This window comes from Shimia sediminis (assembly GCF_003990645.1).
GTDB classification, from domain to species: Bacteria; Pseudomonadota; Alphaproteobacteria; order Rhodobacterales; family Rhodobacteraceae; genus Shimia; species Shimia sediminis.
Genome location: NZ_RYZK01000001.1, coordinates 73,850 through 99,568, shown reverse-complemented (window position 1 = coordinate 99,568; position 25,719 = coordinate 73,850). Strand labels below are relative to the sequence as shown.

30 protein-coding genes and 1 tRNA gene are annotated in these 25,719 nt (G+C 57.2%); 5 read left to right on the top strand and 26 right to left on the bottom strand.

What is annotated here, in order from left to right:
* Nucleotides 1–82: 82 nt before the first annotated feature.
* A complete protein-coding gene (locus EK369_RS00505) occupies nt 83–574 on the bottom strand; it encodes a hypothetical protein (RefSeq protein ID WP_127111734.1) in 492 nt (163 codons plus the stop codon).
* 262 nt (nt 575–836) lie between these two features.
* Here EK369_RS00505 and rpsF point away from each other — a divergent pair, with 262 nt between their 5' ends.
* Genes rpsF through rplI form a run of 3 tightly spaced genes read left to right on the top strand, consistent with a single transcriptional unit; the run spans nt 837 to nt 2,082 of the window.
* Entirely contained in the window at nt 837–1,190 is a 354-nt protein-coding gene (rpsF, locus tag EK369_RS00500; protein WP_127111733.1) for a 30S ribosomal protein S6, read from the top strand.
* Between the two features lie 27 nt (nt 1,191–1,217).
* Nucleotides 1,218–1,445 carry a 30S ribosomal protein S18 gene (rpsR, locus tag EK369_RS00495; protein ID WP_008328567.1) on the top strand — a complete coding sequence of 76 codons (228 nt, stop codon included), beginning with the start codon at nt 1,218–1,220 and terminating at the stop codon, nt 1,443–1,445.
* 10 nt (nt 1,446–1,455) lie between these two features.
* Complete coding sequence (gene rplI, locus EK369_RS00490; RefSeq protein ID WP_127111732.1) at nt 1,456–2,082, top strand: 50S ribosomal protein L9; 627 nt, start codon at nt 1,456–1,458, stop codon at nt 2,080–2,082.
* Between the two features lie 89 nt (nt 2,083–2,171).
* Here the strand turns inward: rplI and EK369_RS00485 are convergent, their stop codons facing one another.
* The 22 genes from EK369_RS00485 to EK369_RS00385 all read right to left on the bottom strand — a co-directional run bounded on the left by EK369_RS00485 (nt 2,172) and on the right by EK369_RS00385 (nt 21,061).
* The gene (locus tag EK369_RS00485) at nt 2,172–2,588 is read right to left on the bottom strand and encodes a DUF1330 domain-containing protein (RefSeq protein WP_127111731.1); all 417 of its coding nucleotides are present in this window, start codon (nt 2,586–2,588) and stop codon (nt 2,172–2,174) included.
* A 98-nt stretch (nt 2,589–2,686) separates the two neighbouring features.
* Complete coding sequence (gene aqpZ / locus EK369_RS00480; RefSeq protein ID WP_127111730.1) at nt 2,687–3,373, bottom strand: aquaporin Z; 687 nt, start codon at nt 3,371–3,373, stop codon at nt 2,687–2,689.
* Between the two features lie 260 nt (nt 3,374–3,633).
* Complete coding sequence (tig, locus tag EK369_RS00475; RefSeq protein ID WP_127111729.1) at nt 3,634–4,968, bottom strand: trigger factor; 1,335 nt, start codon at nt 4,966–4,968, stop codon at nt 3,634–3,636.
* Nucleotides 4,969–5,097: 129 nt separating this feature from the next.
* Nucleotides 5,098–6,315, bottom strand: coding sequence for a porin (locus EK369_RS00470; protein ID WP_206198002.1), 1,218 nt, complete (start codon nt 6,313–6,315; stop codon nt 5,098–5,100).
* A gap of 530 nt (nt 6,316–6,845) precedes the next feature.
* Nucleotides 6,846–7,136 carry a hypothetical protein gene (locus EK369_RS00465; RefSeq protein WP_127111727.1) on the bottom strand — a complete coding sequence of 97 codons (291 nt, stop codon included), beginning with the start codon at nt 7,134–7,136 and terminating at the stop codon, nt 6,846–6,848.
* 263 nt (nt 7,137–7,399) lie between these two features.
* Nucleotides 7,400–7,621 carry a hypothetical protein gene (locus tag EK369_RS00460; protein WP_127111726.1) on the bottom strand — a complete coding sequence of 74 codons (222 nt, stop codon included), beginning with the start codon at nt 7,619–7,621 and terminating at the stop codon, nt 7,400–7,402.
* A 207-nt stretch (nt 7,622–7,828) separates the two neighbouring features.
* Nucleotides 7,829–8,017 (bottom strand): hypothetical protein, encoded by a 189-nt coding sequence (locus tag EK369_RS21945; protein ID WP_206198001.1) that lies wholly within the window; start codon nt 8,015–8,017, stop codon nt 7,829–7,831.
* A 688-nt stretch (nt 8,018–8,705) separates the two neighbouring features.
* Nucleotides 8,706–9,758 carry a DUF4238 domain-containing protein gene (locus tag EK369_RS00455; protein WP_127111725.1) on the bottom strand — a complete coding sequence of 351 codons (1,053 nt, stop codon included), beginning with the start codon at nt 9,756–9,758 and terminating at the stop codon, nt 8,706–8,708.
* Nucleotides 9,759–9,773: 15 nt separating this feature from the next.
* The gene (locus EK369_RS00450; RefSeq protein ID WP_164726766.1) at nt 9,774–12,260 is read right to left on the bottom strand and encodes a phage tail tape measure protein; all 2,487 of its coding nucleotides are present in this window, start codon (nt 12,258–12,260) and stop codon (nt 9,774–9,776) included.
* Nucleotides 12,261–12,270: 10 nt separating this feature from the next.
* A complete protein-coding gene (locus tag EK369_RS00445; protein ID WP_127111723.1) occupies nt 12,271–13,893 on the bottom strand; it encodes a terminase large subunit in 1,623 nt (540 codons plus the stop codon).
* Nucleotides 13,894–13,895: 2 nt separating this feature from the next.
* Nucleotides 13,896–14,285, bottom strand: coding sequence for a phage terminase small subunit P27 family (locus tag EK369_RS00440; RefSeq protein ID WP_127111722.1), 390 nt, complete (start codon nt 14,283–14,285; stop codon nt 13,896–13,898).
* Nucleotides 14,282–14,602, bottom strand: a complete 321-nt coding sequence (locus EK369_RS00435; protein ID WP_127112480.1) for a phage head closure protein — start codon at nt 14,600–14,602, stop codon at nt 14,282–14,284. Before EK369_RS00435 ends, EK369_RS00440 begins: the two co-directional genes overlap by 4 nt.
* A gap of 2 nt (nt 14,603–14,604) precedes the next feature.
* A complete protein-coding gene (gp17, locus tag EK369_RS00430) occupies nt 14,605–15,024 on the bottom strand; it encodes a tail completion protein gp17 (protein ID WP_127111721.1) in 420 nt (139 codons plus the stop codon).
* A complete protein-coding gene (locus EK369_RS00425) occupies nt 15,021–15,455 on the bottom strand; it encodes an HK97-gp10 family putative phage morphogenesis protein (protein ID WP_127111720.1) in 435 nt (144 codons plus the stop codon). Before EK369_RS00425 ends, gp17 begins: the two co-directional genes overlap by 4 nt.
* The gene (locus EK369_RS00420; protein ID WP_127111719.1) at nt 15,442–15,738 is read right to left on the bottom strand and encodes a head-tail connector protein; all 297 of its coding nucleotides are present in this window, start codon (nt 15,736–15,738) and stop codon (nt 15,442–15,444) included. Before EK369_RS00420 ends, EK369_RS00425 begins: the two co-directional genes overlap by 14 nt.
* A complete protein-coding gene (locus EK369_RS00415) occupies nt 15,735–16,358 on the bottom strand; it encodes a hypothetical protein (protein ID WP_127111718.1) in 624 nt (207 codons plus the stop codon). Before EK369_RS00415 ends, EK369_RS00420 begins: the two co-directional genes overlap by 4 nt.
* Nucleotides 16,355–16,699, bottom strand: a complete 345-nt coding sequence (locus tag EK369_RS00410; RefSeq protein WP_127111717.1) for an HNH endonuclease signature motif containing protein — start codon at nt 16,697–16,699, stop codon at nt 16,355–16,357. Before EK369_RS00410 ends, EK369_RS00415 begins: the two co-directional genes overlap by 4 nt.
* A complete protein-coding gene (locus EK369_RS00405; protein WP_127111716.1) occupies nt 16,699–17,325 on the bottom strand; it encodes a hypothetical protein in 627 nt (208 codons plus the stop codon). The genes EK369_RS00410 and EK369_RS00405 overlap by 1 nt, the downstream gene beginning before the upstream one ends.
* Before the next feature lie 2 nt (nt 17,326–17,327).
* Nucleotides 17,328–18,881 carry a phage major capsid protein gene (locus EK369_RS00400; RefSeq protein ID WP_127111715.1) on the bottom strand — a complete coding sequence of 518 codons (1,554 nt, stop codon included), beginning with the start codon at nt 18,879–18,881 and terminating at the stop codon, nt 17,328–17,330.
* Nucleotides 18,874–19,551 carry a tail assembly protein gene (locus tag EK369_RS00395; protein ID WP_127111714.1) on the bottom strand — a complete coding sequence of 226 codons (678 nt, stop codon included), beginning with the start codon at nt 19,549–19,551 and terminating at the stop codon, nt 18,874–18,876. The genes EK369_RS00400 and EK369_RS00395 overlap by 8 nt, the downstream gene beginning before the upstream one ends.
* Before the next feature lie 17 nt (nt 19,552–19,568).
* Nucleotides 19,569–19,874 carry a gene transfer agent family protein gene (locus tag EK369_RS00390; RefSeq protein ID WP_127111713.1) on the bottom strand — a complete coding sequence of 102 codons (306 nt, stop codon included), beginning with the start codon at nt 19,872–19,874 and terminating at the stop codon, nt 19,569–19,571.
* Nucleotides 19,871–21,061: a phage portal protein gene (locus EK369_RS00385; protein ID WP_127111712.1), complete on the bottom strand. Its 1,191-nt coding sequence runs from the start codon at nt 21,059–21,061 to the stop codon at nt 19,871–19,873. The genes EK369_RS00390 and EK369_RS00385 overlap by 4 nt, the downstream gene beginning before the upstream one ends.
* 196 nt (nt 21,062–21,257) lie before the next feature.
* Here EK369_RS00385 and EK369_RS00380 point away from each other — a divergent pair, with 196 nt between their 5' ends.
* Nucleotides 21,258–21,749 (top strand): hypothetical protein, encoded by a 492-nt coding sequence (locus EK369_RS00380; protein ID WP_127111711.1) that lies wholly within the window; start codon nt 21,258–21,260, stop codon nt 21,747–21,749.
* A 28-nt stretch (nt 21,750–21,777) separates the two neighbouring features.
* Here EK369_RS00380 and EK369_RS00375 read toward each other — a convergent pair whose 3' ends face one another.
* The 3 genes from EK369_RS00375 to EK369_RS00365 form a co-directional block, all read right to left on the bottom strand.
* Nucleotides 21,778–23,343, bottom strand: a complete 1,566-nt coding sequence (locus EK369_RS00375; protein WP_127111710.1) for a DUF6538 domain-containing protein — start codon at nt 23,341–23,343, stop codon at nt 21,778–21,780.
* Between the two features lie 89 nt (nt 23,344–23,432).
* A tRNA-Leu gene (locus tag EK369_RS00370) sits at nt 23,433–23,517 on the bottom strand.
* Between the two features lie 52 nt (nt 23,518–23,569).
* Entirely contained in the window at nt 23,570–25,183 is a 1,614-nt protein-coding gene (locus tag EK369_RS00365; protein WP_127111709.1) for an NAD(P)H-hydrate dehydratase, read from the bottom strand.
* Between the two features lie 172 nt (nt 25,184–25,355).
* Here EK369_RS00365 and EK369_RS00360 point away from each other — a divergent pair, with 172 nt between their 5' ends.
* The gene (locus EK369_RS00360) at nt 25,356–25,694 is read left to right on the top strand and encodes a P-II family nitrogen regulator (protein WP_127111708.1); all 339 of its coding nucleotides are present in this window, start codon (nt 25,356–25,358) and stop codon (nt 25,692–25,694) included.
* Nucleotides 25,695–25,719 lie beyond the last annotated feature (25 nt).

Sequence of the window (25,719 nt, the reverse complement as noted above, 5' to 3'; positions counted from 1 at the left end):
GCTGCACGGACGCGCAGCAACTGCATAGAAACCCACAAAGACTGTGAAATTTCGAACAGTGAAAAACTGTGAAAACCCGTGATCAGCCCGTCATCAAGGATTGGCTGCGCAGATGAGCAATTGCATCCAGACGCGCATGCGGGCCATCCAGCGGTAGCTCGACCAAAATCTTGCCAGCATCGTTCAGCATCACCAGTTCGGCGTCGGTCACATCAACACGGGCGATATCTTCGTAGTTGATGGTCTTGACCACGTGGCTGCGCCCGCGCGGCAGGCTTTCAACCATATGAACCTGACGGTGACGGGAATCGAAATGCAACTCGCTGCTTGGTTTTTCCGTGGCGATCTGGGTCATCCCAACACCCGCGGTCACCAAGAGGATCGAGATGAACATCTTGGCCAACAGGATCGACGGGTCAAGCTCTGGTCCCGGCATCAGCCACAGACCTGCTCCGGCCCAGATAAACGCAAAGCCAAAGAACACCGAGGCGGCGCGCACCGGAACCGAATGACCGCGGGCGAACCCATGCGCGGTGTGATCTGCGGTGATTGTCATGGACTTTGCGACGGCCATGGCCTGTCTCCCAAAATAGCTCTAGCTTTAGTTAGTTTTTCCGGGAATTGGGGCAGGATTGGGGCAGCAGTTGGGTAATACGGCGATGGTGCGGTTCGAATGCTCTGAAACCCGCAAAACAAGGGCTTGCAACAGCCTGCAATTCGGCTATACAGCGCCATCCTTTCGCAATGAATCTGAACCGCGCAGTCTCTCGTGGGTGGGGCGCGAAAGGTGTGACGCCCCGCTCTTTGAAATGCGCCTGAAAATGAATGGAGCACACATGCCCCTCTATGAGCATGTATTCATCTCGCGCCAGGACCTGTCCAACGCGCAAGCCGAAAGCCTCGTCGAACACTTTAGCACAGTCCTCGCAGACAATGGCGGCAACGTCCTCAACAGCGAATACTGGGGCGTCAAGACGATGGCCTACAAGATCAACAAAAACCGCAAAGGCCACTATGCCTTCCTGCGCACCGATGCTCCGGCAACGGCCGTACAGGAAATGGAACGCCTGATGCGCCTGCATGATGACGTGATGCGCGTTCTGACCATCAAGGTCGACGAGCACGCCGAGGGTCCCTCGATCCAAATGCAGAAACGTGACGAACGCGACACCCGTCGCGAGCGCCGCTGATCTAGCTTGAAGAAAGGACACTAAGTTATGGCTGCAAAACCATTTTTCCGTCGTCGCAAAGTCTGCCCCTTCTCGGGCGACAACGCACCCAAGATCGACTACAAAGACACGAAACTGCTGCAACGCTACATCTCTGAGCGTGGCAAGATCGTGCCGTCGCGTATCACCGCCGTTTCGGCCAAGAAGCAGCGTGAACTGGCCCGTGCTATCAAACGCGCCCGCTTCCTCGCCCTTCTGCCCTACGCCGTGAAGTAAGGAGAGCATCATGCAAGTAATCCTTCTCGAACGCGTGGCCAAACTGGGCCAAATGGGTGACGTTGTTGACGTCAAACCCGGTTACGCACGCAACTTCCTGCTGCCTCAGGGCAAAGCTCTGACCGCTTCGGACGCCAACGTGGCCTCTTTCGAAGCACAGAAAGCTCAGCTCGAAGCCCGCAACCTGGAAACCAAGAAAGAAGCCGAAGAACTGGGCGAACGTCTCGCCGGTCAACAGTTCATCGTGATTCGCTCGGCATCGGACGCCGGTGCTCTGTATGGCTCGGTCACCCCGCGTGACGCCGCAGAGGCTGCCACCGACGGTGGGTTCTCGGTCGACAAGAAACAGGTTGCACTGGCACAGCCGATCAAGGACCTGGGTCTGCACGATGTGCACGTGATCCTGCACCCCGAGGTCGACATCACGATCCAGCTGAACGTGGCTCGCTCGGCAGAAGAAGCCGAACTGCAAGCCTCGGGCAAATCGATCCAGGAACTGGCCGCCGAAGCCGAAGCCGAAGCAGAGTTTGAAATCGCCGAACTGTTCGACGATATCGGCGCTGCCGCTTCGGACGACGACGACCTGATCGGATCGGACGATGACGCCCCTGCGCAAGAGGAAGAAGTTAAGGAGTAATCCTGACCTCTACCTGATGAAAAAGAAAACCGGCGCCCCTGAGCGCCGGTTTTTTTGTTTCACCGCAGCTGGCACCTCACCGGCGCGGACTAATCGCCAAAGTTTGCGCCAACATCCTGTGGCTCCATCCGGATCAACCGGCTGTCTTCGACGGCGGCCTGCCGGTGCACCATCGCTTTGCGATACTCAGGATCACGGATCATGGCCAGGAAGGCCTGCACGTCCGGGTATTCAGCAATAAAGCACAGATCCCATTGCTTTTCTTCCGGCCCAATCAGCATCATCTCCATCTGGCCACGCCAGACGATCCGTCCCCCAAGACGTTGAAAAATCGGCGCTGTTTCGCGCCCATAGGCTGCATAGGCGTTGGCCCCGGTTGCGATACGCCCGTCTTCGTAGGCGGCATTCTCGCGCAGCCTCACAAGGTTCAGCATGTGAATGGGACCGGGCCGGTCAAGACTGGCAAACGCCTCAAATCGTTGTTTGTCAAAGGCCGTATGGTTCATGGCGTGCTCCCCTTTTTGGCTCAGCCTAGCCACGCCATTTGGCTTTGCAAAAGAAAAGGGCCGTGACGTCACGGCCCTTTGTTCCGATCTGATACCGCCTAGTCGTCGGACATCATCTTCCAGATCATCGCACCCAGCGCGGCCCCGATCAGCGGCGCGACCCAGAACAACCATAGCTGTCCCAGAGCCGGGCCATCGGCAAACAACGCAACACCTGTCGATCTTGCCGGGTTCACGGAAGTGTTGGTGACCGGGATCGAGATCAGGTGGATCAGCGTCAGCCCCAGACCGATTGCGATGGGCGCAAAACCCGCCGGCGCGCCGCTCGAGGTTGCTCCGAGGATGATGATCAAGAAAAAGGCCGTCAGCACAACTTCGGTCACCAGCCCGGCCATCATGGAATAGCCCTGTGGAGACGCCTCGCCGTAGCCGTTCGAGGCAAAACCACCCACGCCCGTCGCCCCGGACTGCCCCATGACGATGACATAAAGCACGACCGCTGCTGCAATGGCGCCAAGCACCTGTGCGACCCAGTAGGGCACCATCTCTTTGGCGTCATGTCGCCCGCCAAGCACCAGACCCAAGGTCACAGCCGGGTTAAAATGCCCACCGGAAATATGCCCGACCGTATAAGCCATGGTCAAAACCGTGAGACCAAAGGCCAGACTGACCCCCAGCCATCCTATGCCCACATCCGCCACACCGGCGGCCAGAACGGCGCTGCCACAGCCTCCAAAAACCAACCAGAACGTTCCAAAGAACTCGGCCAATAGCTTCTTGCTCATCACTGCCTCCATCACGATGAAATGTCGGCACAGTATCACATCCTGACGAAATCCCTTGGTGTGGGACACTGGAGGGCGTTTACCTCTCCCTGTTTGAGCACGTGTAATCAGGCACGACGGCACCAAAAACCCCGCTTGCAAAGCTTGTTAGCAGGCTAAGGTGAAGCATCGGGCTGGTTTGGGCCTGTGGGCTTTCCGCCACGCGCAACAAAAAAGGCCGCCCCTCTGGACGGCCCTTTTCAATCTGTTCTGACCCGAAATTACTCGTCGTCGAGCGCTTCGATGGCTTTCTCAAGGTCATCTTTCGAGACCTCTTTGTCGGCCACTTCTGCCAATTCGAAGATGTAGTCGACAACCTTGTCTTCAAACAGAGGCGCACGCAGCTGCTGCTGCATCTGTGCGTTCTGTTGCACGAATTCAAAGAACTCACGCTCTTGACCGGGGTATTGACGTGCCTGGTTCATGATGGCCTGGGTCATCTCGGCGTCCGAGACTTGCACTTCGGCTTTCTGACCCAGTTCGGCCAGCAACAGGCCCAGACGCACGCGGCGTTCGGCCAGCTTGGTGTGCTCGTCGCTGGCTTCGATCTCGGGGTGATCGTGGCCTTCGACCTCTGGGTTCTCGTCATGCCACAGCTGGTGCGCAATCTGACCCGCTTCGGCTTCGACCAGCGACGGAGGCAGATCGAACGACACCAGCTTGTCCAGCTCATCCAGCAGCGCGCGTTTCATCACGGCACGGGCCGCGCCGGCGTATTCGGCTTCCAGACGTTCGCTGATCTGTGCCTTCAGACCTTCCAGATCTTCGGCGCCGAATTTCTGCGCCAGATCGTCGTTGATCTCGGCCGCAACCGGCTCTTTCACTTCTTTCACGTTGCAGGTGAAGACAGCTTCTTTGCCTGCCAGATGCTCGGCCTGGTACTCTTCGGGGAAAGAAACGGTCACTTCCTTTTCTTCCTCGGCTTTCACGCCAACCAGCTGCTCTTCGAAACCGGGAATGAACTGGTTCGACCCCAGCACCAGCGGAAAGTCTTCTGCGGACCCACCTTCAAAGGCTTCGCCGTCAACCTTGCCAACAAAATCCATGACGACCTGGTCGCCGTCTTTGGCCTTGGAGCCCTTGCGGCGGGCCTTAAAGTCTTGCGCGGTCTCGGCCAGGTTGCCCAGGGCTTCGTCCACGGCGGCGTCATCCGCTTTGACAACCATCTTTTCCAGGCTGATGCCCTTCAGCTCAACTTCGGGAATCTCGGGCAGCGCTTCATAGGACATCGCGACCTCAACGTCGTCGCCCTCTTTCCACTCTTCGCCGTTCTTCATCTCGATTTTCGGCTGCAAGGCAGGCTTGTCGCCCGAGTCTTCAAAGTGCTTATTCATCGCACCGTCGATGGCTTCCTGCATGGCTTCGCCCATGAGACGCTGGCCAAACTGCTTCTTCAACAGCGGCATCGGCACCTTGCCTTTGCGGAAACCCTTCATTTCGATTTCCGGCTGCGCCTCGGCCAGCTTTTCGTTCACTTTCTCGTCCAGCTCAGCAGCAGTGACAGTGATGTCGTAGCCGCGCTTCAGACCTTCGTTCAGCGTCTCGGTGACCTGCATGTCGGTTCCCCATGGGTTAACGGCGCGCGGACCCCGCGCGCGGGCGAAAATTTTTGCCCTTCTATTGGCAGGCGGCGGGCTGTGCAAGGGGCGGAACGCGGCTTTTCGCGCCGCAAACGCGGTTTTCGCTCAGGATTCCCACAATCCCTCAAAAACGCTGCGATGTTGCTCGAGACGGCGGAATTGCCAGCGCACTCCGAACATGATCGAATCGACGTCCCTGTAGCGCACCGCACCGCTGTCCCAGTAGCGATGTTTGCGAAATCCGACGAAGAAATCCGTGTTCCAACGATCCACGGTCTGAACAAGACCAAAGCCCACGGACTCGGCGCGCGATCCGGCCCCTACCGTGTCAAAGGACTCGTAGAGATCCAGCGCAAAGGCCGAGTTGCCAATGCCAAAGAAATCACGTTTCACACCCAGCTTGAAATAGGCGTACTCCCCCGCACCATCTCGCGATCCCGCCGCCACGGTGCCATTGATACCGGTCGGATGGTGCAACAGGCTGAAGGAACCTGCGACCTGGGGCACCGTCCCCGCCAAGGGATCATCCACGGCGGACAAACCGGCACTCCCCGCAAGCGCAAACTGTCCAACGCTGTTGCGATAGAACAGCCCCATATCCTGCAGCGCTTCGTTCAGGGCGACGTTGCGGTCGATATCTTCCTGCCCAATGGAGCCCGCAAACCTCAGGCTGCCCAGAACCCCGAACTTGATCTCGGGACTGTCCCAGCGAATGCGCTGAGACCGCCCCCCGTCAAAGGTTGGAAAGGCCTGTCGGATACTGACCGACGACAGCGTGCCTGCCTTGGTGCGAAACAGAAAGCCACCGGCTGTGTCTGCAATCCCGACATAGCTGGCCAAGCCCGTGCCTGACAGGTCCGACTCTGCCACCCCATCCGATCCCATGTTGCCCTGCCCGATCGAAAACGTACCCCAGCGGGGCGTCTCATAGATCACCTCGGCCTTGCGCAGGGTCTGCGAGTCAAAATCGATCAGAGGTGGTTCGTAGATTTGGTTGATCGACGCGGATTGGCGCACCCCAAGACCCACTTCTAGATTGAACTTCAAAGTGTTCTGGCCGACCGGATTGGTAAACCACAGCCCGATACGCCCCCCGGAGTTCGAGTTGTCTGCCGCATTGCCGTAGGTATCCACACCGTCATCGACCCCCAGAATGGTCGGCGAAAAGTGCCCGTAGAACCGGAAATGCCGGGGCCGATCCTCTTCTGCCCAGAGTGCATTCGACAACGCCATCACCCCGCCTGCACAGGCAAGCGGTACGACACGCAACAAGAATGACCAAACGGGCTTCATCCCGCGAAGATGCCAGAGCGCGCGGATCACGACAAGCGTCCCGCGAGCGGCTGGATGATCCCGTGGGCAGGGGCTGCGCATCGCCTTGGGCACGGATATTCATGTCAGAGAGAAAAGTGGTGCGGGTGAAGGGACTCGAACCCCCACTGTCGCTAATGTTTTCAATGACTTACAGTGTGATTTGTAACGATGTAACGGACACTAAAATGGACCACATGACGTGGCGTCATCGGTCTGGCACATAGAAGTTGTTTTCGCCATTAGGGCATTCTTCACGCATTTTCGCGCATAGGGCCAATTCGGAACTCTCACTGTCACCGTAGACTTCAACGGTATGACCGCACCGATCACATTCACCTTCTAAGGCGGGGATGTCTCCGTAATCGCCCTCAAGTGAGGTGTCCCAAATTCTCACGCTTACTTTCATTTTGCTCTCCTGAATTACTCGATGTGCGAATGTGCTATCGGGAAAGATATTGGTCGAACAGTCTTGACATAAAGAAACCCGCCAGTTCGCACCGGCGGGTCTGTTGTTGTCGTGTTGGTGAATCAATACCGGTTTAGTCGGCTTCCTCCGCCAGAAGTCCCGCCGCAACACACAGTAAGGCCGCAGTCGGTGTCTTTGTCAGCACTGTAACGTGGTCCGGGTCGCTAGCCCCATAAAGAACAATCATTTCGCCACCGTCATAAACTTCCAGATGTGAAAGCCCGGAAACAGCTTTGTCGCTGGCGACGTGTTCAGCATCGAGATTGCATGACCCTGCAATCTCAGTTTCGAACAGACCAGCCGGGATGCGAAATTTTTCAAGCCGAATGGGTTTGGGCGGGATGGCGTTTGCAACCGGGTTCATGCTGCACAATCCTGCGCCGCACGTTCAACCATCTGATCCAAATCATGAATGAGCATGCCACCGTGTTCTGCGGTATCATTTGCGATGTTATTCGGGGTCGTGTAATCTTCTGCCATGATTGGCCTCCAAGTTAGTGTCGATTGTAAAGAACGTGGCGCGGGTCTGTTTGGCGATGGACCGCGCCACTTCGCATATTATAGCAAATACGAAGCTCTACTTACGTAGGAAAATGTAGGAAAATTCGGCCCTGTAAGTCGTTGATGTTAGGCAGCTTCTGAAATGTCCACTTCAGAAACCTGCGAATTTCCAGATATTTCAGCATCATCCATGACGTTCTTGGGCCAGATACCGCCGATCTCGCCAAGAGCTTCAACAACCTTGGTATCCGCGTCATTCACAAAGGGCGTGGTAATCAGGTGTGCCAGCTCTGCTCGGAGCGCTGTATAGGTTTCATTGTCAATGTAGATGTCGGTGGGTGCCTGCATGATATGTTCCTCTCAGGTGATTTATGCGGCCAGACTCGCATGGGTGGAATCCACCTATCAAGCCGCGATAATGCCTTCTGACGCATTCAAATTGTCGCGCTTAAGTGCTTACTTACGTTCAGAAAATGAAGACCCCGCGCCGATTGACTTACATCGAAACGATGATCCGGCGCGAGGTCTACTCGGGGCGAAGTTGGAAGCCAGCCCCTAATTGTTATAATATAACATATTCGCGCTGAGATGCTCAAGCAATTCGTCGCGCGCATGAGCTTTTTCTGCCAGAGCGCGCAGCTCCGGAGGCGGCGTTTTCAAACCAGCCTTCCCAGCACCTATCCGGGACAGCTTCGGCCAAGTTCCTGTAAGTGCTACAAGCAGAGTTCGTGCCTTCATATTCATCATCACTCCTGCGCGCTCGCTAAAGCTCGCTTTCGGGCGCTTCGCGCCCACCATTTCTGTTCTTTCAGCCGGAAGATCATATGAAATGCACAGAATGAATTTTTAGCAATTAACAATAATACCTGCAGTCATAGGACTTTCCCCCTAGGACAACACACAACCTAATCTGTGATGTCCTAGGGGGATGTTCTGCATATAACAGGTGGTGAAGAGCTACTAACACTAGGTGGCTTCCATTGACCTAGCAGCGCTCCGATCCCGGCCTCACGGCCAAGCGGTTACAGCCTTTCGACTGAGCATCACGCCCGGCTTTCCTCCAACCTAGACGTGATCGGTTGTTGTGGCCCAGAGCCGAAGCTCACCGCACATTGCAACCGTCTTTCTGTGCCATTTCGTCTGTGACCGGCGGCAACCGTTCGGGGCGTCCGATGATTTCCATCGGGGAGCGATCCAAAGCGATCTTTCCTGCACCTTCCAGCTAGGCGACTCGCTGCCCCGTCATGTTCCGGGTGCTGGCGTTGTTAGTAGAGCTGGTATGGGCGTCTAAGAGCGGATGTGGCTCTTCTTTGACTGCTTTGTAGGCTGATGCTTTGTGCTGCCGCGTAGGCTTCGACAGTATACTCGAGGCGAGCACCTGCTTCAAGCAGATACATCCAGATGCACGTTGCGGAAAATTTACCCAAGTCGACTAATCAACCCGGAACTTCACACCTCCATCTGGGTTGTCATCAAACATTCTTTTTGCGAGAGAAAAGTCGTTCCTCTTGCTAGCGATAAATCTCTGCGACCATTCGTATTGCAACGAATTGAAGTGATCCATGTTCTCAGGAGTAGCGACCAAGGCGGCTCCGTTGTCCAGGCTGTTCAATATGGATTCTACACCTGAAATTTTCTGCTCAATGCTCTCGATTAAGTCTGCCACTTCATCGTGGTCAATTCTTGAACTGAGCACACTTGTAGCTTTCATCTGCCCGCGAGATTTTATCAGTTCCTTCTTTCCGTCCTCAAGATCGACAACCACCCGAGGATGCCAGATCGAGAGTGCTATCTCGGAACTCAAAGGCATCGTAATTTGGACACCGGAGACACCAAATCCAACGTTGCTATAGGGACCAAAATCATGCTCATTGTGCATTACTACAGGGCAATCAGATACCCAAAATCCTTGGTCTTTAGGAGCGCGGTGAAGCAGCCACCTATACGAGTAAAGTCGCTCAGCAAGATTTGACGTCATATCGGCGATCAACTTGATTGAGGTTACTTTCACTCCGACCTTTGTTGCAAACGCCTCAATCTCAGGAAGGTTGGATGCATCTGGCGCAATTACTGCGCTCTTTCTTGCTATAGCCTCACTCAAAGCGCCTTGTGACGCACGAACTCTTGGTGAACGCAGCCATTGGGCTGCCACAAAAGTGGATAGGTAAGCCCGATGCTCATCAGACAAGTTTTTCAAGCTTTCATCCGACACAATACCAGAAATAATCGGTGCCGCAGCATCTTCTAAATCGGTTAAGCCTTGCTCAATCGAGTAAATGCTATCGCCAACCGTCGCAGAGTAAAAATTGCGCTGACCCAACACGTTGTTTACGCTTGGCGCGCCTGTAACCAGTTTGCCTCTTATTCGGTCAAACAAAAATACATGTCGTGATTTCTGGCCAGTTTTTTGAAACGCAAAGTTGTTTAACAGCGCTGCTTTGGGGACAACGTGTTGCATTTCTGGTTTTGCATCTTTTCTCGCCATGTCTTTCACCTAAAATCAACTACGGCCACGTTTTCCCAAAATGTTTCCGGGCCGCATCTGACGTCGCACTTCATCTACTATCACGCCCCGCATAGTGCCTTCCATCTGCTTTGCCAGTTTCGTCGCAAGATCATTGTTCTGTTCCGGCGTCCCGCCATTTGCATTCACGGTCACAGGTGCAGAGATGTTTACCACGGGCGCGGCATCGCTCAGGGACTCTCTGCGAGTCGCTGAGGCCGGTCTAAGGGGTGCCCGGCCACCCACATACCCGCCAGAGGAATAACCCCTCTTAGCGGCGCTGTGCAGCGCTTCCAGATTACCGACGCCAATCTTCCGGGTGGCCTCTTTGCTCATCACGTATTCACCGCGATGCACCACCCCGGCAGGTTCGAACTTGCCACCGTCGCCGGTGTAGCCGCCGTTTGCAAAACCCAGCAATGAAAGAAACGTGCCAAGGATACCACCACCGCCACTAAGGCCACCCATCCCGGTAAGGATATTCTCAAAGGCGCGGCTGGCCGCCATCTCGGCAAGACGCCCAAGCACCGACTGCAACACGCTGTCGAAGTCACGCGCACCTGTCACCAGATCACCGAACGCCCCGCTTAGGCTTCCGCGCACCTGTTCCTTTGCGCTCTTCAAGCTATCAAGGCCGTTCTCTGCCTGTTCGGCTGCCTCTGAGGCGCTGGCGTAGTCCAAGGCGAGCTGTTTAATTTCTGCCCGCAATGCCGGTGTCAGCTCAAGGCCCTGCATCTGGGCCGAATGCAGTAACTCAGCTTCCCGGCGCGCGGCTTCGATGCTTCCCGCCAAGTCCCGGCTGGCGCTGGCCGTTGCGATCATCGCCGTTGCTTCAAGCTCAAGAGCAATCGTTTCGTCTTTGATCGACTGCACAGCACGGGTGAATTCGTCGGGGCGCGAACCACCACCCTTCCCGACGTCATTGCGCGCTGCATCGGCTGCGACCTTAGCGACTGCGGCTGCCTCTGCCTGTGCGCGTGTCAGCGTTACGCCATCGGTGGCGGCGCGCTTCATCACGGATGCGATTTCACGCTCAAGAGTCAGGCGTTCACGCGACATACCATTGCGTTCCGCCTCACTGGCAAGAAAGCTGTCCAGCGCCGCCTTTTCGGCTTCCCAGTTGCGCATGGATTCCGCGTCAGCTTCCCGGAAGGTCTGCATAGGTGTTTTCGCGACGTCACCCCCAGCGGCTTCGGCTAGTGCACCCTTAAGCGACGATGCAAGCCCGATAACGGTCTGCAAGGCACCACCCAGCCGGGCCACTTCCGAGATAGCCAAGCTGAAATCTACCTTGTCGGCCTCATCCAACTTGTCGAACGCACCAGACGCCGATTTCTGCACTTCGTCCAGCTTGGTCGCGAAGTCTTCACTGGAAAGGCTGCCATTGCTGAATTCGTCAGCAAGCACCACCATTTCAGCCGCGGTGCCTGCCAGATCAGTTGCAACTTCATCGTAGCCATATGAGCGAGCCAGATTTGATGCACTCAGCATTGCGGCTGCGGTCTTGTCTGTGCTTTCGACAAGGCCATTGTGTGCGGCATTCAGCCGGGCAATATCGTCGGCTGTCTCGTCAACGGCATCGCGGTTCGCGGCAAATGCGTCGTATAGCTCATCACCCAGAACGGCGCGGCCCTGCGCTTCATCTTTGAAAATCTCATCCAGCTTGGCGCGCAGATCGGCAGCTTCGGCAATCCCGTCCGCGACGGCGACGGCCACCTTCTTTCCGAATGTGGATATGCGCGTCGTCAGCTCGTCGAATTTGCGGCTAACCTCGTCAGCGCTGGCAACTACATCGTCACCCAGCACAAGGCCCAGCTCATGCGCCCGGTCGATGGTCTGGCGCAACTGTTCGTCACTGCGGCCCATGAGTTCAACAAAGCGCTCGCCAGCGGTGCCGCCGAATATCTCATCTGCCACACGAATGCGCCCTGCCCGGCTCAAACGCCGCGAACGCTCGAAGATTTCCAAAAGCAGGTCAGACGGGTCTTTTAGCTTCTCGCGAAGTTCGTCAGCGCCATAGCCCAAAGTGGCAAAGGCCTCGGCAGCCGGTCCCTTTCCGGTGACAACAAATTCGTCTGCGCGCAGGTTCAGCTCTTTCAAGCCATCAACCATTGCATCAATGCCGATGCGGTTCTGTTCCGCGACGAATTTCCATTCCTGAAAATCCTCGAGCGGCACCCCTGCCCGTTTGGCTTCGTCGCCAAGCTGCGCGATGGATTTTGTTGCCTGAAATGCTTCTCTGGTGAGGCCGCCCAGACCAGCGGCACCAAGAACCGGCAGGGCCAGTTTCTTGAACGCCGCCGCTACTCCATCACCCATTTTACCATATGTATTGCGCAACCGGTCTGCCGACTGCTTGGCCCGGCGTTCCATCTGTGCAGCCGATCTGCGCTGCACCCGGTTAGCGCGAGCGAAGCCCTTTTCGAACTTGTCTACTCGGGCCTCTAGGACCGTAATGAGTCCGGGAAGGTCTGCTTCATTCATTGCTCTTACCTCATTGGAATACGAAGATTTCGGCGCACTCGCCGGAATACTGACTGCGGTTTGTTTCACCGGCCACCGCACGACTGACTGCCATTGTCGCTGCAAAAGCCCCGTCGATGTGGTCGTGCTTCGGGTCGGCCTTGGTCATGCGGATATTGCCTGTATCGCCTGTCACAGCCGCCACACTGGCAAAATGATTGCGCAGCACCGGGTTGCCGTCATGCCGGATCAAGCGGCCATTCACGGCACGCACCAGTTCACCGGCGGCAGGCCCCATTGTGGCCGGTCCCTGTCTCATCTCGACCATCGGCAAACCTTCGTCGTGCAGCTCCATCGCCGCCACCTGAAATTTCCACGGGTCATAAGCGATCTGTTCAACGCTGTGCCTGGCACAGATTTCACGGATCAGGTCTTGCACTTCCTGTTGTGGGATTACTGGCCCTTCAGTTGCAGTGATATATCCGTCATCAATCCAGCGCTGATAGGGCACGCCCTCCAACCGCTCGCGTTCCTGCAATCCCTCTCCGGCGACAAAGAACCACGGTTTGATTGCAATCTGGCCATCCCGGAAACGCCATGCTGCCACAACGGCGGCAAGGTCGCCGCTCTGGGCATAGTCAACACCCACATAGCAAGGCAGCGCTTCAAGGTCGGTTTCCTCATCAGGAAACCTGTGTGCGTCATATGTCTCGAAATTGAACAGCGGATCACGGCTGTTCCCGTGCCAAATGTTCAGGTTGTATTGCTGAAACTCGTAGCGCTTTGACGGGTTGTCCAGTGCTTCTTTGGCGTCGTTTCGCAGCTTCTTGAAGTCGTGAAAACCCAGCGACAAACCGGGGTTAACTTTGTGCCAAAGTGCTTCGTCCTGCCAGTCGTCATCCTTCTCAGGTTCGAAGATGACCGGAAGAAATGACGGATTGTCTATCTCACCCAGCGCAACCTTCCGCGCGTATGCGTAACGCTCCGCCGCCAAACCTTCGCGGCCCCTTCCCGCAGTGGTGGCAATTACGGTTAAACCACCGGGGCGCTTCGCCATGCCTGATTGCAACGCTTCCCAAAGATCACGGCCAGAACTGCGCCATGCGTGGATTTCATCTATCAAGGTGAATGTCGGTGTTGTGCCGTGCATCGCCTTGCCATCGCTGGATGCTGCCTCCAAGGTAGATCCGTCAATCATGGACTTGATGGTCTTGGGCGCGTTCGTTGGATCATAAATCTTGGTGGCCTGAACAAGGTGCCGGTCTTCACGCACGATCTTCGCGGCTTCCGCGAAGCCGATGGAGGATTGCTTGCGATCGGCAGCGGCAAAAATGATCTGCCCACCGGGCACACGCTGCGGCCCAAGCAGGTGCAGAATGGAAAGCGCCGCTGCCAGCGAAGTCTTGCGGTTGCCGCGCGGTATCATCAGAAAAACCTCGCGCACCATCCGCTCGCCATCAGCATCAACAGGGCCATAGATGCGCCGCACGATTCTTTCCTGCCAGTCGGCAAGCTGCAATGCGCGCTTAGGCGCTTTACTGGCTGGGTGTTTGAGCGCACGCAAGAACTGAACCGCACGTTCACCATGACCAAGCGGATCAGGGATTGTGCTGCCATCAAACAACCAATGCGGATATGTGCTAGGCTCGGTCATTTTCAGATTTTCAGGGGGTTCACTTCGTCGTCATCATCCGGCAGTCCAGCACCAATCCGGGCGCGGCTTGTCGGGGTCAGGCCGTATTCGGCGGCAAGCTGACGCGCAGTCTGCATGTAGCGGATTTGCAGGCCACCCATTTTCAGATCAGGCAAGGCCCCAGCGCTCATAGTGTCAGCGATTGTGCGTGCTGCACCTACCGCCGCGCAGTAGTTCTCCACACCGGCCAGATCGGCCTTGGTAATGATCCTGCGCCCGATAAGCTGCGGCATGATCCGCTTCCACTCAGCCTTGGCGTGGGCTGAAAGGTATTTCGGCACCGGCGGCGCTTTGGTCAGGGCGTCATTGTCAGGGCAAAGGGGCGGCTTTACGCCGCGCGAATGCACGCTCATGCCGCCACCTGTGAACAGCGCAGCTCAAGGCCGCGTCTTCGGCCCAGCTCCGCGATTTCGTCAATGTCATATGTCGCGCCATCAAAGGTCACACGGTCTGCGGTGGTGATCCCGGCCAGATACCGTATGCGGAACACCGCACCGCGCGTATCGGCTTCACCGAAGCCAGCCAGGTATTCGTCGGCACTACGCTGCACTAGCTCTGCGCGGACAGTCGCCACGGTGGCCCATGCTTTCGACACGGCACCGGACGCTGCCACGGTCTCAGTTTCACGCGTGATGGTGATCTGCCGATCAAGCTTACCTGCTTTCATCATGCTCACACCCTCCACCTGATCACACCTTCCACGGTGCCGACGCCGTGGCAGTAGGCCCGCTCCGGGTCAGGGTCGCGCGTAAACGCGAAGCTGGGGCGCTCATAGGCATCAATGCCTACCGTGTCGCTGTTCGGGGCATCCCAAAGCGCGACCGACGCCGCTGCACCGATCTGCCGGGCCATGTCTGCCCCGTCTTCCAGTGCCCAGATATGCAGGTCGACATAAACGCGCGTGAGATACTGGTCGCTGCTTACGCGACCCAGATTGATGAGCTGTGGTTCTGCCATGATGATGGTAGGCAGTTTATCCGGACGCGTCGAACCAGCCCGGATATGATCGGCAGGCACAAGGGCGCTCACAGACTGATTTGTAATCAGTTGCGACCGGATTGCGGTCTGAAACTCAAGGCTGGGGTCGATCATGCCTTCCCCTCTGCGGCTTTCTTGATTGCCTGCCCAATGGCGCGACTGATACGGCGCTGCGCTTTCGGTTTTACCAGCCGGGCAGCCGGACGCATGAAGGGCTGGGCCTCCTGCTTGACGGTGCCGAACTCCTGCAAGTGGCCGTGGCGCACGTTTTCATTTCCGGCAGTCACCAGCGCCTGATTGCTGCTAGCCGTGCGTTTACCGCCGCCCTCTGCGTAAGCCGGGGTGGTGTGGCCGGGTTCAGTCACGGTGATGGACTCTTTCAGGTCGCCTTCTTCCACGGGCACCAATGCGCGCGCGATTGCAGCGGTTTCTTCTGCGCCTTTGATCAGCGCCGGTTGCACACCCTTACGAACGACTTCCGGGATAGCCAAAAGGCGCTTTTCAAGTTCTTTGGATTGCTGGGTAAGGCTCTTATGCTTCGACATAACCTGTCACCTGTTCACGATACGGGGCAAGCAGCTCATAGACGCCGAACGGCACCGGGCGCATGGTCACGTCACTGGCCGTTTCGCGCTGTTCATACCAGTAGGCGGCGAGCTGTAATGCGGCCTCTGTCAGCACGGCGTTACCAGCTACAAAGGCTGTACCGGTGTGGTGGCCGATCCAGATTTCGGCGGCGTCCAGCTTGTGCGCAAGCAGGGCGTCATCAAGATCATGGTCAAGGTTAAGCTGCGATTTCAGCAGGCTAAGGGATGTTGTTGCGGTCATGCTTCAACCTTCTCATTCGATGAAAAACTTATTTTCGGTCTGTCTTGTGCGGACCTCCCCCCGCCGGTCCCCTCTAAGCGCCCAAAGTTGGAACCCACCCCCGGTGCATGTGTGACGTTGGCTGCACCAGTCGCACCCCATCCGCGATTGCGCTTGTTCATCGGTTGGGTAAGTGCGCGTTCAACAGTGAAGCCTTGGCGCAAGCGCGAATAGATTTGCATGGCAGTCAGGCCGGTGCGGTCTGCCCATTGCTGGATTGTCAACGTGGTTCCGTTGAAGGTTATCGGCCTGTCTGCGATCTTTACGCGTTTCGGCTGAGGTTGCTTAGGGCGCTTGCGTAGCGTGGCAGCATTTGCCTTGCGGCGGCTAGCCAATTCGGTTGGGCTGGGGGCATTGGCGATCTTCGCGCGCATGGCCTCAATCAGTGCGGCCATGTCTATACCGGCAAGTGTGCACACTGTTTCAAGATCAGACGACGGAGTGGTGAGATAGGCGCGTGCCTTGTCGATCAGAACAATACGATGCTTGCGCGTGTTCGCACCGGTCGCACCCAGTAGAGCATCATCAACCTGCAAGAGAAGAACCTCTTGCCACAGAGCCTTTTCAGAATTGATACTCATGTGCTGCGTTCCTGCCGTTGCTTGTGTCGATTGTGACAGGGCACACAAAGGGGCTGCCAGTTGGTGCGATCCCAGAACAGCCGATCATCGCCACGGTGGGGCTTGATGTGGTCAACGGTGGTCGCAGGTGCGCCACAGCCGGGCCAAGCACAGCGATCATTGATCTTGAGAAAGGCGTCACGGGCTTTGCGCCACGCACGATTGTAGCCGCGCCGGGCGGCACTGGGGCGCTTGGCGTCATGGCGTTTGTTGCGTTCACGGGTGCGCTTGATCTGACAGGCGCAGCGTTCACCATGGGGCACGATCTGACCGCATGTGCAGATATGGGGTGGTTTCGGCATTAGGCAGCCATCCCCTCACGCATTGCTGACAGCTCTTTCAGCGCCGCAAGCCCTGCTCGATCAAACTCAGGATCAAGGCCCAGCTCGGCGTTCTGTTTGCGCTGTTCTTCGCTCTGGCCGGGGTTGGTTTCCTCTGCCTCACCGTGAATGGCCTTGAGCTTGGCAATATGGGCATTGAAGGCGTCGGTGATTTCCTGCGGCGTGGCGTTCCATGCAGTTTCCGGCGTCCAGCCCAGCCACCCGGTAGCGAAACCATACAGCTCTTTGAAGACCTCAGACCACGGCGTCCGGTCAGCTTCCGCTGTTGCAGCGCTTTCATCTTCCGGGGATTTGGGGATAAACGCCCAAACCAGATCATGAAGCGGTTTCTGGGCAACGTGATAGAAACCTGACAAGGGCTGAGTGGCCGCGTAGCTGAACAGCTTGTCAGCGGCTTCTTTCCCGGCTGTGGCGGTGATCACCTGCCAAACTGTCAGTGTGTCGAATTCCTCGATCTTGCGCAGCAGCTCCGGGAAGCCACCATGCAAGCGCTCAAGGTGGAGTGCAGCCCGCAAAGACGGACGCAAGAACACGGCGTTGCCGCCGTATTCCAGTGCGATTGCATCACATGCGAGCTGCGGTTTCATGGTTACGCGGCTGCCATCTGCAACTTGCGGAAGGCGTCAGGACGCACCACACCAGCACCGACACGACGGCGCGCATGGTAACGCATCAGGCCGTTTGCACGCTGAGTGTAAGGGTCAGCCAGAACAGCCAGCGACAGGCGGTCATAGATGCGGTAGCCGCGCTTGAAGTCGCCAAACATGATCGGCTCTGCGCCTGCTCCAATGTCCGGCATGTCCACGGCTTCAACCACCGGGCGGCCCAGAATGGTTTCTGGCTGACCTGCCTGATATGACGGCTGCCACAGATAGTTGCCGTGGCCGTCTTTCAGCGTGCGAATGGCGGCAAGGGTCTGGCCGTTCATGACCCAAGTGCCTGCATTCCGGTAAGTGGCCGGCAGCGCATACATGAGCGCGATCAGCTCATCCGCGTCGATTGCGGCAGCGGCAGCCGCGACAGTCTCGCCGATGTTGGCATCTACCATGAACCCTGAAGGCTCAAGGGCGGTGTTGCCGCTGACAAACGACACGTTTTCCTTCTGGCCGAAGTCTTCAGCCAGGGCGAGATTTACTTCGCTCAGAACGTTGGCGCTGTCTTCAGCGAGCTGAAGAGACATATCCACAAAGGTGGCGATTTCTTTCACCGCGATTTCCGACTGATCGAAGGTCGGTTCGCTGCCCGTCCGGGCGTCGGTTTCACCCACCCATGCGGCATTGGTGATCCCGGTGCGTTTCGGCAGGATGATGTTTGCTGCGCCGGTGGTGCGCACATCAGCAATGCCGCGAATGGGGCTGTATTCCACCAGATTGCGAATGAACTCGCCGCTCACGTCCTCGGGGGCAAGGATGTGGTTTGCGGTATCGCTGGCCGTGGTCAGCGCTTTCTTCTCGCCGGTGGACAGGTAGTGGGTGAATGCCTTGACCTCTTCGGCAGGCATGACCGGGTTGGCAGCGCCGGTGATCTGAGGACGGTTGCCTTTGGCTTCCAGCCGGTCCAGCCGGTCTTTGATCTCGGTGAACGCTTTGGTGTCGATCTGGGGTACCTGCGGCGTGTCATTGGCCGGGGGTGCGGCCTTCGGTTCGGTTTCGTTTTCGATTTTCTCGTTTTCCACGTTGGGGGTCTCCTTGAGGGGCTTGGGGGTTGCTTTCACCTCTGTGACACGCGCGGCGGGATGAACCGGGCGTTTGCAGAGGGAGATTTCAGTGACGGTGACGGCCTTGAATGTGCGCCCGCCTTCCGGACGCTTTTCATAACCGCCATGCTTGAAGCCGATGGAAAGGCCGGTGATTACACCGGCTTTAAGGTGGCGGTGCGCCTTCTGTGCCGGGTCAATGCCTTCGACAAACAAACGGCCCTTCACCTCAAGACCGCGCTCGGTCTCAGTGAAGTCTTCCCAGATACCGACAACCTGCCCCTGATCATGCTCCATGCAGATCGGCAGGGAAGCCGGGAAGGTGAATGCGCCCTTCTCAATCACGTCCCCTACCGAGTCGGGCGAAAAGGGCCATGCGACACCACTTACGGTGCCTGCGTCGTCAGTGACGGCCAGCGCCGCCTTGATTTCAATACGGTCAGTCATGTTGTTGCGGTCCAGAACTCCAGTTAAATCTACCTCCGAAGATGTCGGAGGGGTCTCTGCTCTCGACCGGAGCTTCGGTGACGGACTCCAACCCATCGGCATCAATGCCGCCGGAGACGAGAACACCGCCGGTGATCACTTCGCCGTAAACGACTGGGATTGGCTGGCCCTGCCCGTGGCTCGATACAGGGCCAGTGAACGTGTAGCTCTTTTCTTCGTCTGCGCTCTCATGCTCAGGGGCGAGCATCTGAGAGACGCCAGTCAGGGCCATCGCGACGCCCATCTGACCGACTGCGTTGCTCCATGTTGCACCAGCACCAGCCATGATAGGATTTGCGAGAAAAGGCGCTGCGCCACCGGCAGTAATAGCGATCAGAGCAACGCCAAGAATTGCTTTCAGGGCACCGTTGCCGTTCTTTGCACCTACGATTTCCGGCATGATGTGCAGATCGGCATCACCAAGCTGCATCCCGGCCACCGCGTCTTCATCCAGAGCGATACCCGTTTCAGGATCACCGCGCAGGATCACCCATGAGCCTTTACGCAGGTCTTCCATGATAGGTGGGAAGTTAGCGACAAGCGCAGCAATCGCATCGCCTGCCGTCAGAACGTCAAAGCTGTGACACTCGCCGTGCTGCGTCAGAGCGCCATGCAGATAGACCTTACGCAATCGGGACTTCCTCATCTTCAGCGGCACCACCCCCAACGCGCATCTAAAATGTCGAACGCCAACGGATACAGCTCGTCAATCGGGCGGTTCCGGGCGTAAGTGTCAGTGAGCTGCGCGGCCCTCTCCGGGGTGGTGCCGCCACCGATCAGGCCAAGGCGGATCACCTCAACCAAATCGGAAAGCTTGAACTGCATGTTGATTGAGCGCAGATAGAACGCGCCAAAGCCCAGATCGGCAATGCGCTCAAGTTCGGTGATCATGTCATCGGTGAGCGCGAACGTGTGTTCGCCGTCACCAAAAAAGGCGGTGTGCGTCAACTTCATGCTGCGTTGTCCTTGCTGCGGTTGTCGGGGGTTGTGATGTGTGGATTGTCCAGCGTGTCGCCGCCGGGCATGGGCGGAAGGTTCAGCCCGGCGCGCACCTCGTTGGCGGTGATAGAGCCCATGCTGCGATACTGGCCGTATGCAGCGGCACGGGCTGCCGTGTCGGTGGTCAGCAGGTCATCCGTAACGGCCTCAAGGTAGGCTTCTTTGCGTTCCTCGGGGGTCAACAGGCACCGGGCATAGGCCCAGCTCCAATTGGTCAGCCACGGCTTAAGCGTGATCTGCATGAACTGCCGGGCCATTTCCTCGGTGTTCGACCATGTGCCACGCGACAGCTCGAAAAGCATGGTGGGTGGCACCCGGAATACACGTGCGATCTCCCTGATCTGTTCTAGCCGGTTTTCGGCGAACTGGGCATCGGCGGGGGAAACGGTAAGCGGGATGTATTCCATCCCTTCGTCAAAAATAGCAACGCTTCCGGAATTGTCGCCGCTATGTGACTTGGAAAAATTCTCGGCTAATGCCTTCTTAGTCTCGGGCGTCATGGATTTCAGTGTTTTAATAACACCAGAGGGGCGGCCACCATTCTTGAAGAACGTGCTGATATGGTTTTCGAAGCCGGACGCCAGGGCGATTGCGTTCTTGCCCAGCGTGATCGGTGACACACCGCCAATCGCCTCAATGCGCAGCACATCTCGATAGGAAAGACGAACCTGCCCGGCGTCTGTGGTGACACGGTAGAAGGGTTCGCCGTCTGTTTCTTTGTCGGGCTGAACAGAGCCGGGTTCCAGCCGGTGCAGCTCATAGGGGGTGCCGTCGCCGGTGCGGATCACCTGTGCATGCCCTGCCCCGTGCAAAAGGGCATCAAGGGTCAGATCACGGCGCAGCTCTGCGGCACTTGTCCACTCGTTTGCCTCGTCATGCACAAGGCGATAGGCCGGGTGGTCAGTGAGCGCCGATTTACTGTCCCGCTCATAGAGTTTGACCGGCAGCGCGCCGATGGTCTCAGAGATAAGCCCGACTGCGCAGGCTACGGCCGGAACGCGCATAGCGTTGCCGGGATCGATGGAAACGCCGGACGCGGTGGGTAGCACCCCAAACAAGCTCAGGGTGTCGGGGTCGGTCAGGGTCAGCGCCTTTTCTTCGGTGCCAAGCCCAAGTGCATTTTTGATCTTCTGAAAGGCCATGTGTTCCACTGCGAAATCGTAAGTGTTGCACAAATACCACACTTATGTTTACAGCGAAAGGGGAATGTTACTTTATAACAAAACTTATTGATAGCCGCACCGGAGCAACTTTGATGTCCGGCACCCGAGGACACCCTTTTAGTTTCCAGTGTTCCAACATAGCTTTGATCCAAAGAGGAAATTCGGAGGAACACAGATGGGCGAACTACTTGATAGAGGCTTTCAACATCACATTCTGCAAGAAATGGCCAACGACTACCCCGCAGCGAGCCGCATCAAAGCTACATTCGGCGAGCAAAGTGACAACATGCTAAAAGTGAATTTGGCATACTTGCACGAACACGGTTTGATCGCTTGCAACTGGCATCCAACGTTGGATGACCCCTACCCCTTGCCCACTTCAGGAACGATCACTGCCGCAGGTCTGGATTTTCTGGCGGACGATGGTGGTCTCTCTTCTATCCTTGGAGTTGTGACAATCCGGTTTGATGATGAAACTCTTAGGGCACTGCTTCTCGAAAAAATTCAAAATGGGGACGGCGACCCAGATATGAAGTCGCAAATGATCGCTGCCGTCAAAGCCATGCCCGCTGAAGCCATAAAGGCAGTTGGTGAGAAAGCCATTTCATACGGGATTTCAGCTGCACCTGCTGGACTCTTAGCCTTCAAGTCCTTCATCGGATTGTAGCGGAACAGAAAAACGTGCGACGAGACCTCTATTCAAGAAGGTATTCGGGCAGTTTATTGATCGCGTCGATCTTGGTCTTGAGCGTCACGTCGCCATAGTTGTCGCCTGCCGTCTTCCCAGCATGCCCCTGAATGGCATCGACTACACGATCTGAAATCCCCAGTTCACGGCACTGCGTCTTGAGCCGGTGCCGCCAAGCGTGGTTGGGTTGCAGCCCGGTCGGGGTCAACTCACTTTCGCGAAGCCAATCCGACAACTTGTTAGATACAATAACCGCCGCTCTTTGGAACTTCTCTGGTTCAGTGGAATTGTGGAACAATGGGCCGATTGCAGCGTCCTTGACGAATTCTAGGAACCCCTCATCTACGATCTGCGGATGCAGAGGAACATCGCGATAGCCCCCTGCCTTAACGGTCCCGGCATCAGGCGTGATCCGCGCCACCCACTGCCCGTCTGCTTTGCGAATATCCTCTTTTCGAAGCTGTGTGATCTCAGAGACACGCGCCCCTGTGAAAGCGCAGATGATCGGCACCCAGCGCTTCATGTTTGCCATTTTGTCAGATTCCCGAACCCGTCCGAATTCATCTGCCTTCGGCTGATAGTTGCGTGAGGCTTTCAGCACCTTCCTGGCCTCTGGGTCAGTGTAGCCGCGTTCCCTGCCGTAAACCTTCTTAGGTTTGGGCTGCTTGACGTTCGCGGCGACGTTCTCAGGAATGCGGTCGTTATCGGTGGCCCAAGCAAACAGTGACCTAACACCAGACAGATAAATGTCGTTTACGGTTTTGGCGGATAGGGATTTCATCAGGTGGTCGCGCCACGCCAGCAAGTCCTTTTTCGTCACCCGCCGCGCATCATCATGCTTTAGAAACTTGCGCAGGCTCTCTGCAACTGGCCGCAACCGCTTGCCCTTATCGCGCATGAACCCAGCTTGCACCCGGCTTTCAATGTAGTCAGCCCAGAGTTTTTTGAGGCTAACCGGCTCGGGCGCGTTCTCTGGCGGCTGGGTATCCCTGATAATCGGTGAGCTTGGTGTGCCGCTGAAATCGCCTTCGTCGCGCTCTACAGCCCGTGCCAGCGACTCTAACTCGGCATGACATACGGCACGTGCAATTTCTCGCCACTCTGGGCTTCCCGCCTCCGCGTCCAAATTACCAGCGGCCCGGAAGCGTTCGATCTGCGCACCCACCAGTGCGCCTAGCTCTACATCGTCGGCCCGACCTGCCACGGCTTCGCGATACCGGCTGACAAGAAGGTCATCAATACCCACCGCCGCATAACGCGGATCGTTGCGAAGCTCATCGTCAAAGGCCAGCCGCTGCATGTAGTGGCTCTGGGCGATCTGGGCCGGTGTCAGCGGATAGCGCACCGAGACGGCTTGCGCCTGCCCTACCCCGATTTGCCGCTCAGCTTGGGCAATCTCGTGCTGAATCTTGGCAACTGCGCCGTGAAGTAATTTCAGGGCTTCTCTGCGATCCGGCCCGAGTGGCTCCCGAAACTCTCGCTTTCCGACGACTTTCCGCAAGTGTTCGGGCACCGTGAGTCTAGCAAAGTATCTGCCATCACGGTTTAGAAGATAACGAGGATTGCGCGGCATTGGGAACTCATTTGTAACGTATTTTGTAACATACAAATGGACACAAGCCCTTGTTTGCAAGGGTTTTCTTTTATTTCAATAGGATAGATTGGTGCGGGTGAAGGGACTCGAACCCCCACGCCTCGCGGCGCCAGAACCTAAATCTGGTGCGTCTACCAATTCCGCCACACCCGCACTGCGCGGCTGAATAACAAAGCTCAATGCAGGATGCGAGCGGAAAATGTGCCTAGAGGCCGAGTTTTCGGAACACGGCAGGCAACATCTCGGGCAGGTCTTCGGCGATCAACCCCGGCCCAAACTCCAGCGCGCATTCCACGTGCAGCCAGGCCGCAGTTTCTGCCGCCTGCATAGGGGCAAAGCCCCGCGCCAGAAGCCCTGTGATGAACCCCGCCAGCACATCCCCCGACCCCGCTGTCGCCAACCAGGGCGCCGACCTGTCGTAATGCGCCGAGTTGATGCTGCACCGCCCCGTAGGGTCTGCAATCACCGTGTCCGGCCCCTTGAACAGCACCACGCAGCCTGCCTGCTTGGCCGCCTCCCGCGTCGCATCCACCTTGGAATAGGCCGGCCCCGTGGTCGGCACCTCTACCAGCTTGGCATGAATATCCGGGAACAGCCGCTTGAACTCGCCCTCATGCGGCGTCAGCACACAGGTCTCGTGCAGCATCTCAAACAAATCATCCGGTGCATCTGCAAAGGCTGACAACGCATCCGCATCCAAAACCGTGGCACGGCATGTTTCCAAGGCAACGGACACAAGCGCGCGCGCAGTCTCAATTCCCAAGCCCGGCCCAAGACAGAGTGCGTTCAGCCGCTCGTCTTCCAAGGTCTTCGCCAAGGCCCCGGCATCCCCCACCTCGCGCATCATCACCGCCGTGATCTGCGCCGCCACCTCTCCTTGCGCCTCATGCGGCACCCCCAGCGTCACCAGCCCTGCCCCGATCCTGAGCGCCCCCCGCGCCGTCAACCGCGCCGCGCCGGACTTGCCTGCACCACCCGAGAGGATCAGCGCATGGCCGTGGGAGTATTTGTACTGCTCGTGAAATTTCGAAAAAGCCTGAGCGCTGGATTGGCTATAGGACACAGCTTCAACCCAATCGGGATCATCTTTGCCAGCCAGTCCAATGTCGACAATTCGCACCGTCCCTGAAGCCTCCGGACCATCCGCCAAATAGTGACACAACTTTTTCCGATGGAAGCAAACCGTCAGGTCATATGGCTCATCGTAGCAAGGGCGAAAATACGTCCCGCTGTCCGTACACACGGACGAAGGCTGGTCAATCGCAACCAGCTTGCTTCCTTTCAGCCTTGATTGATGGGCAACGCTTAAAGCCCAATACAGATCCTCGGGCATCGCGCGCGTGACCCCGGTTCCAAACCCGGCATCCAAATAGAGTGTCGCGTACCAGGGTTGCTCTGCGCTCATTGGCGCAACCTCCCCCATCTCCCGCCACCGCTCATAATTCACCCGCGCATCCGGCGGTAGTTTCTCGGCGTTCCCATACAGAAACACCTCCACGCTCCAGCCGCGCTCCTTCAACAACCGCGCCACCACAAACCCGTCGCCGCCATTATTCCCCGGCCCGCACAAAACCACGGCCCGCAAAGCCCCTTCATCTTGCTCAAAATACTCCGGGGGCTTGGGGGCTGGCCCCCAATCAACCGCTTCCTCTGGGGTCAGCCCATGGTGCTCTTCCGCCAGTTCCGGCCACTCCTCAAAGATCGCCTCAACCACCCCGCGCCCAGCCCGCTCCATCAGCTCCAGACCCGTCACTTCACCCGACTCGATGGCTGCCATTTCGATGGCGCGCATTTGCGCAGCGGTCAGTAATTCGCTCACGTTGTAACCCCTTGCGATTCAATTCAGCGCGAAATCCGTGCATGTTGCCTAAATTTTAGGCACTCCCCTCGGAATCCCTTGCGCAACATGCCCCGCGTCACCTTAGCCAATTGAGCCACCCGGGCGAAAGTGGTCTCTGCAATTCAAGAACCTGAGGAGGGAGATTCCCGAGATGAAAAAGATCGAGGCGATCATCAAGCCGTTCAAGCTGGATGAAGTGAAAGAAGCGCTGCAGGACACCGGCATCCAGGGTCTCAGCGTCATCGAAGTCAAAGGCTTTGGCCGTCAAAAGGGCCACACCGAGCTGTATCGCGGCGCGGAATACGTCGTGGACTTCCTGCCCAAAGTGAAGATCGAAGTTGTTCTGGACGACGATCAGGTCGACGCCGCCATTGAGGCGATCGTGGACGCCGCCAAGACAGATAAAATCGGCGACGGCAAAATCTTTGTCAGCCCCGTCGAACAAGCCATCCGCATCCGCACCGGTGAATCCGGTTCGGACGCCCTGTAAATCCAACCTTTTCCGTAACAGAAGG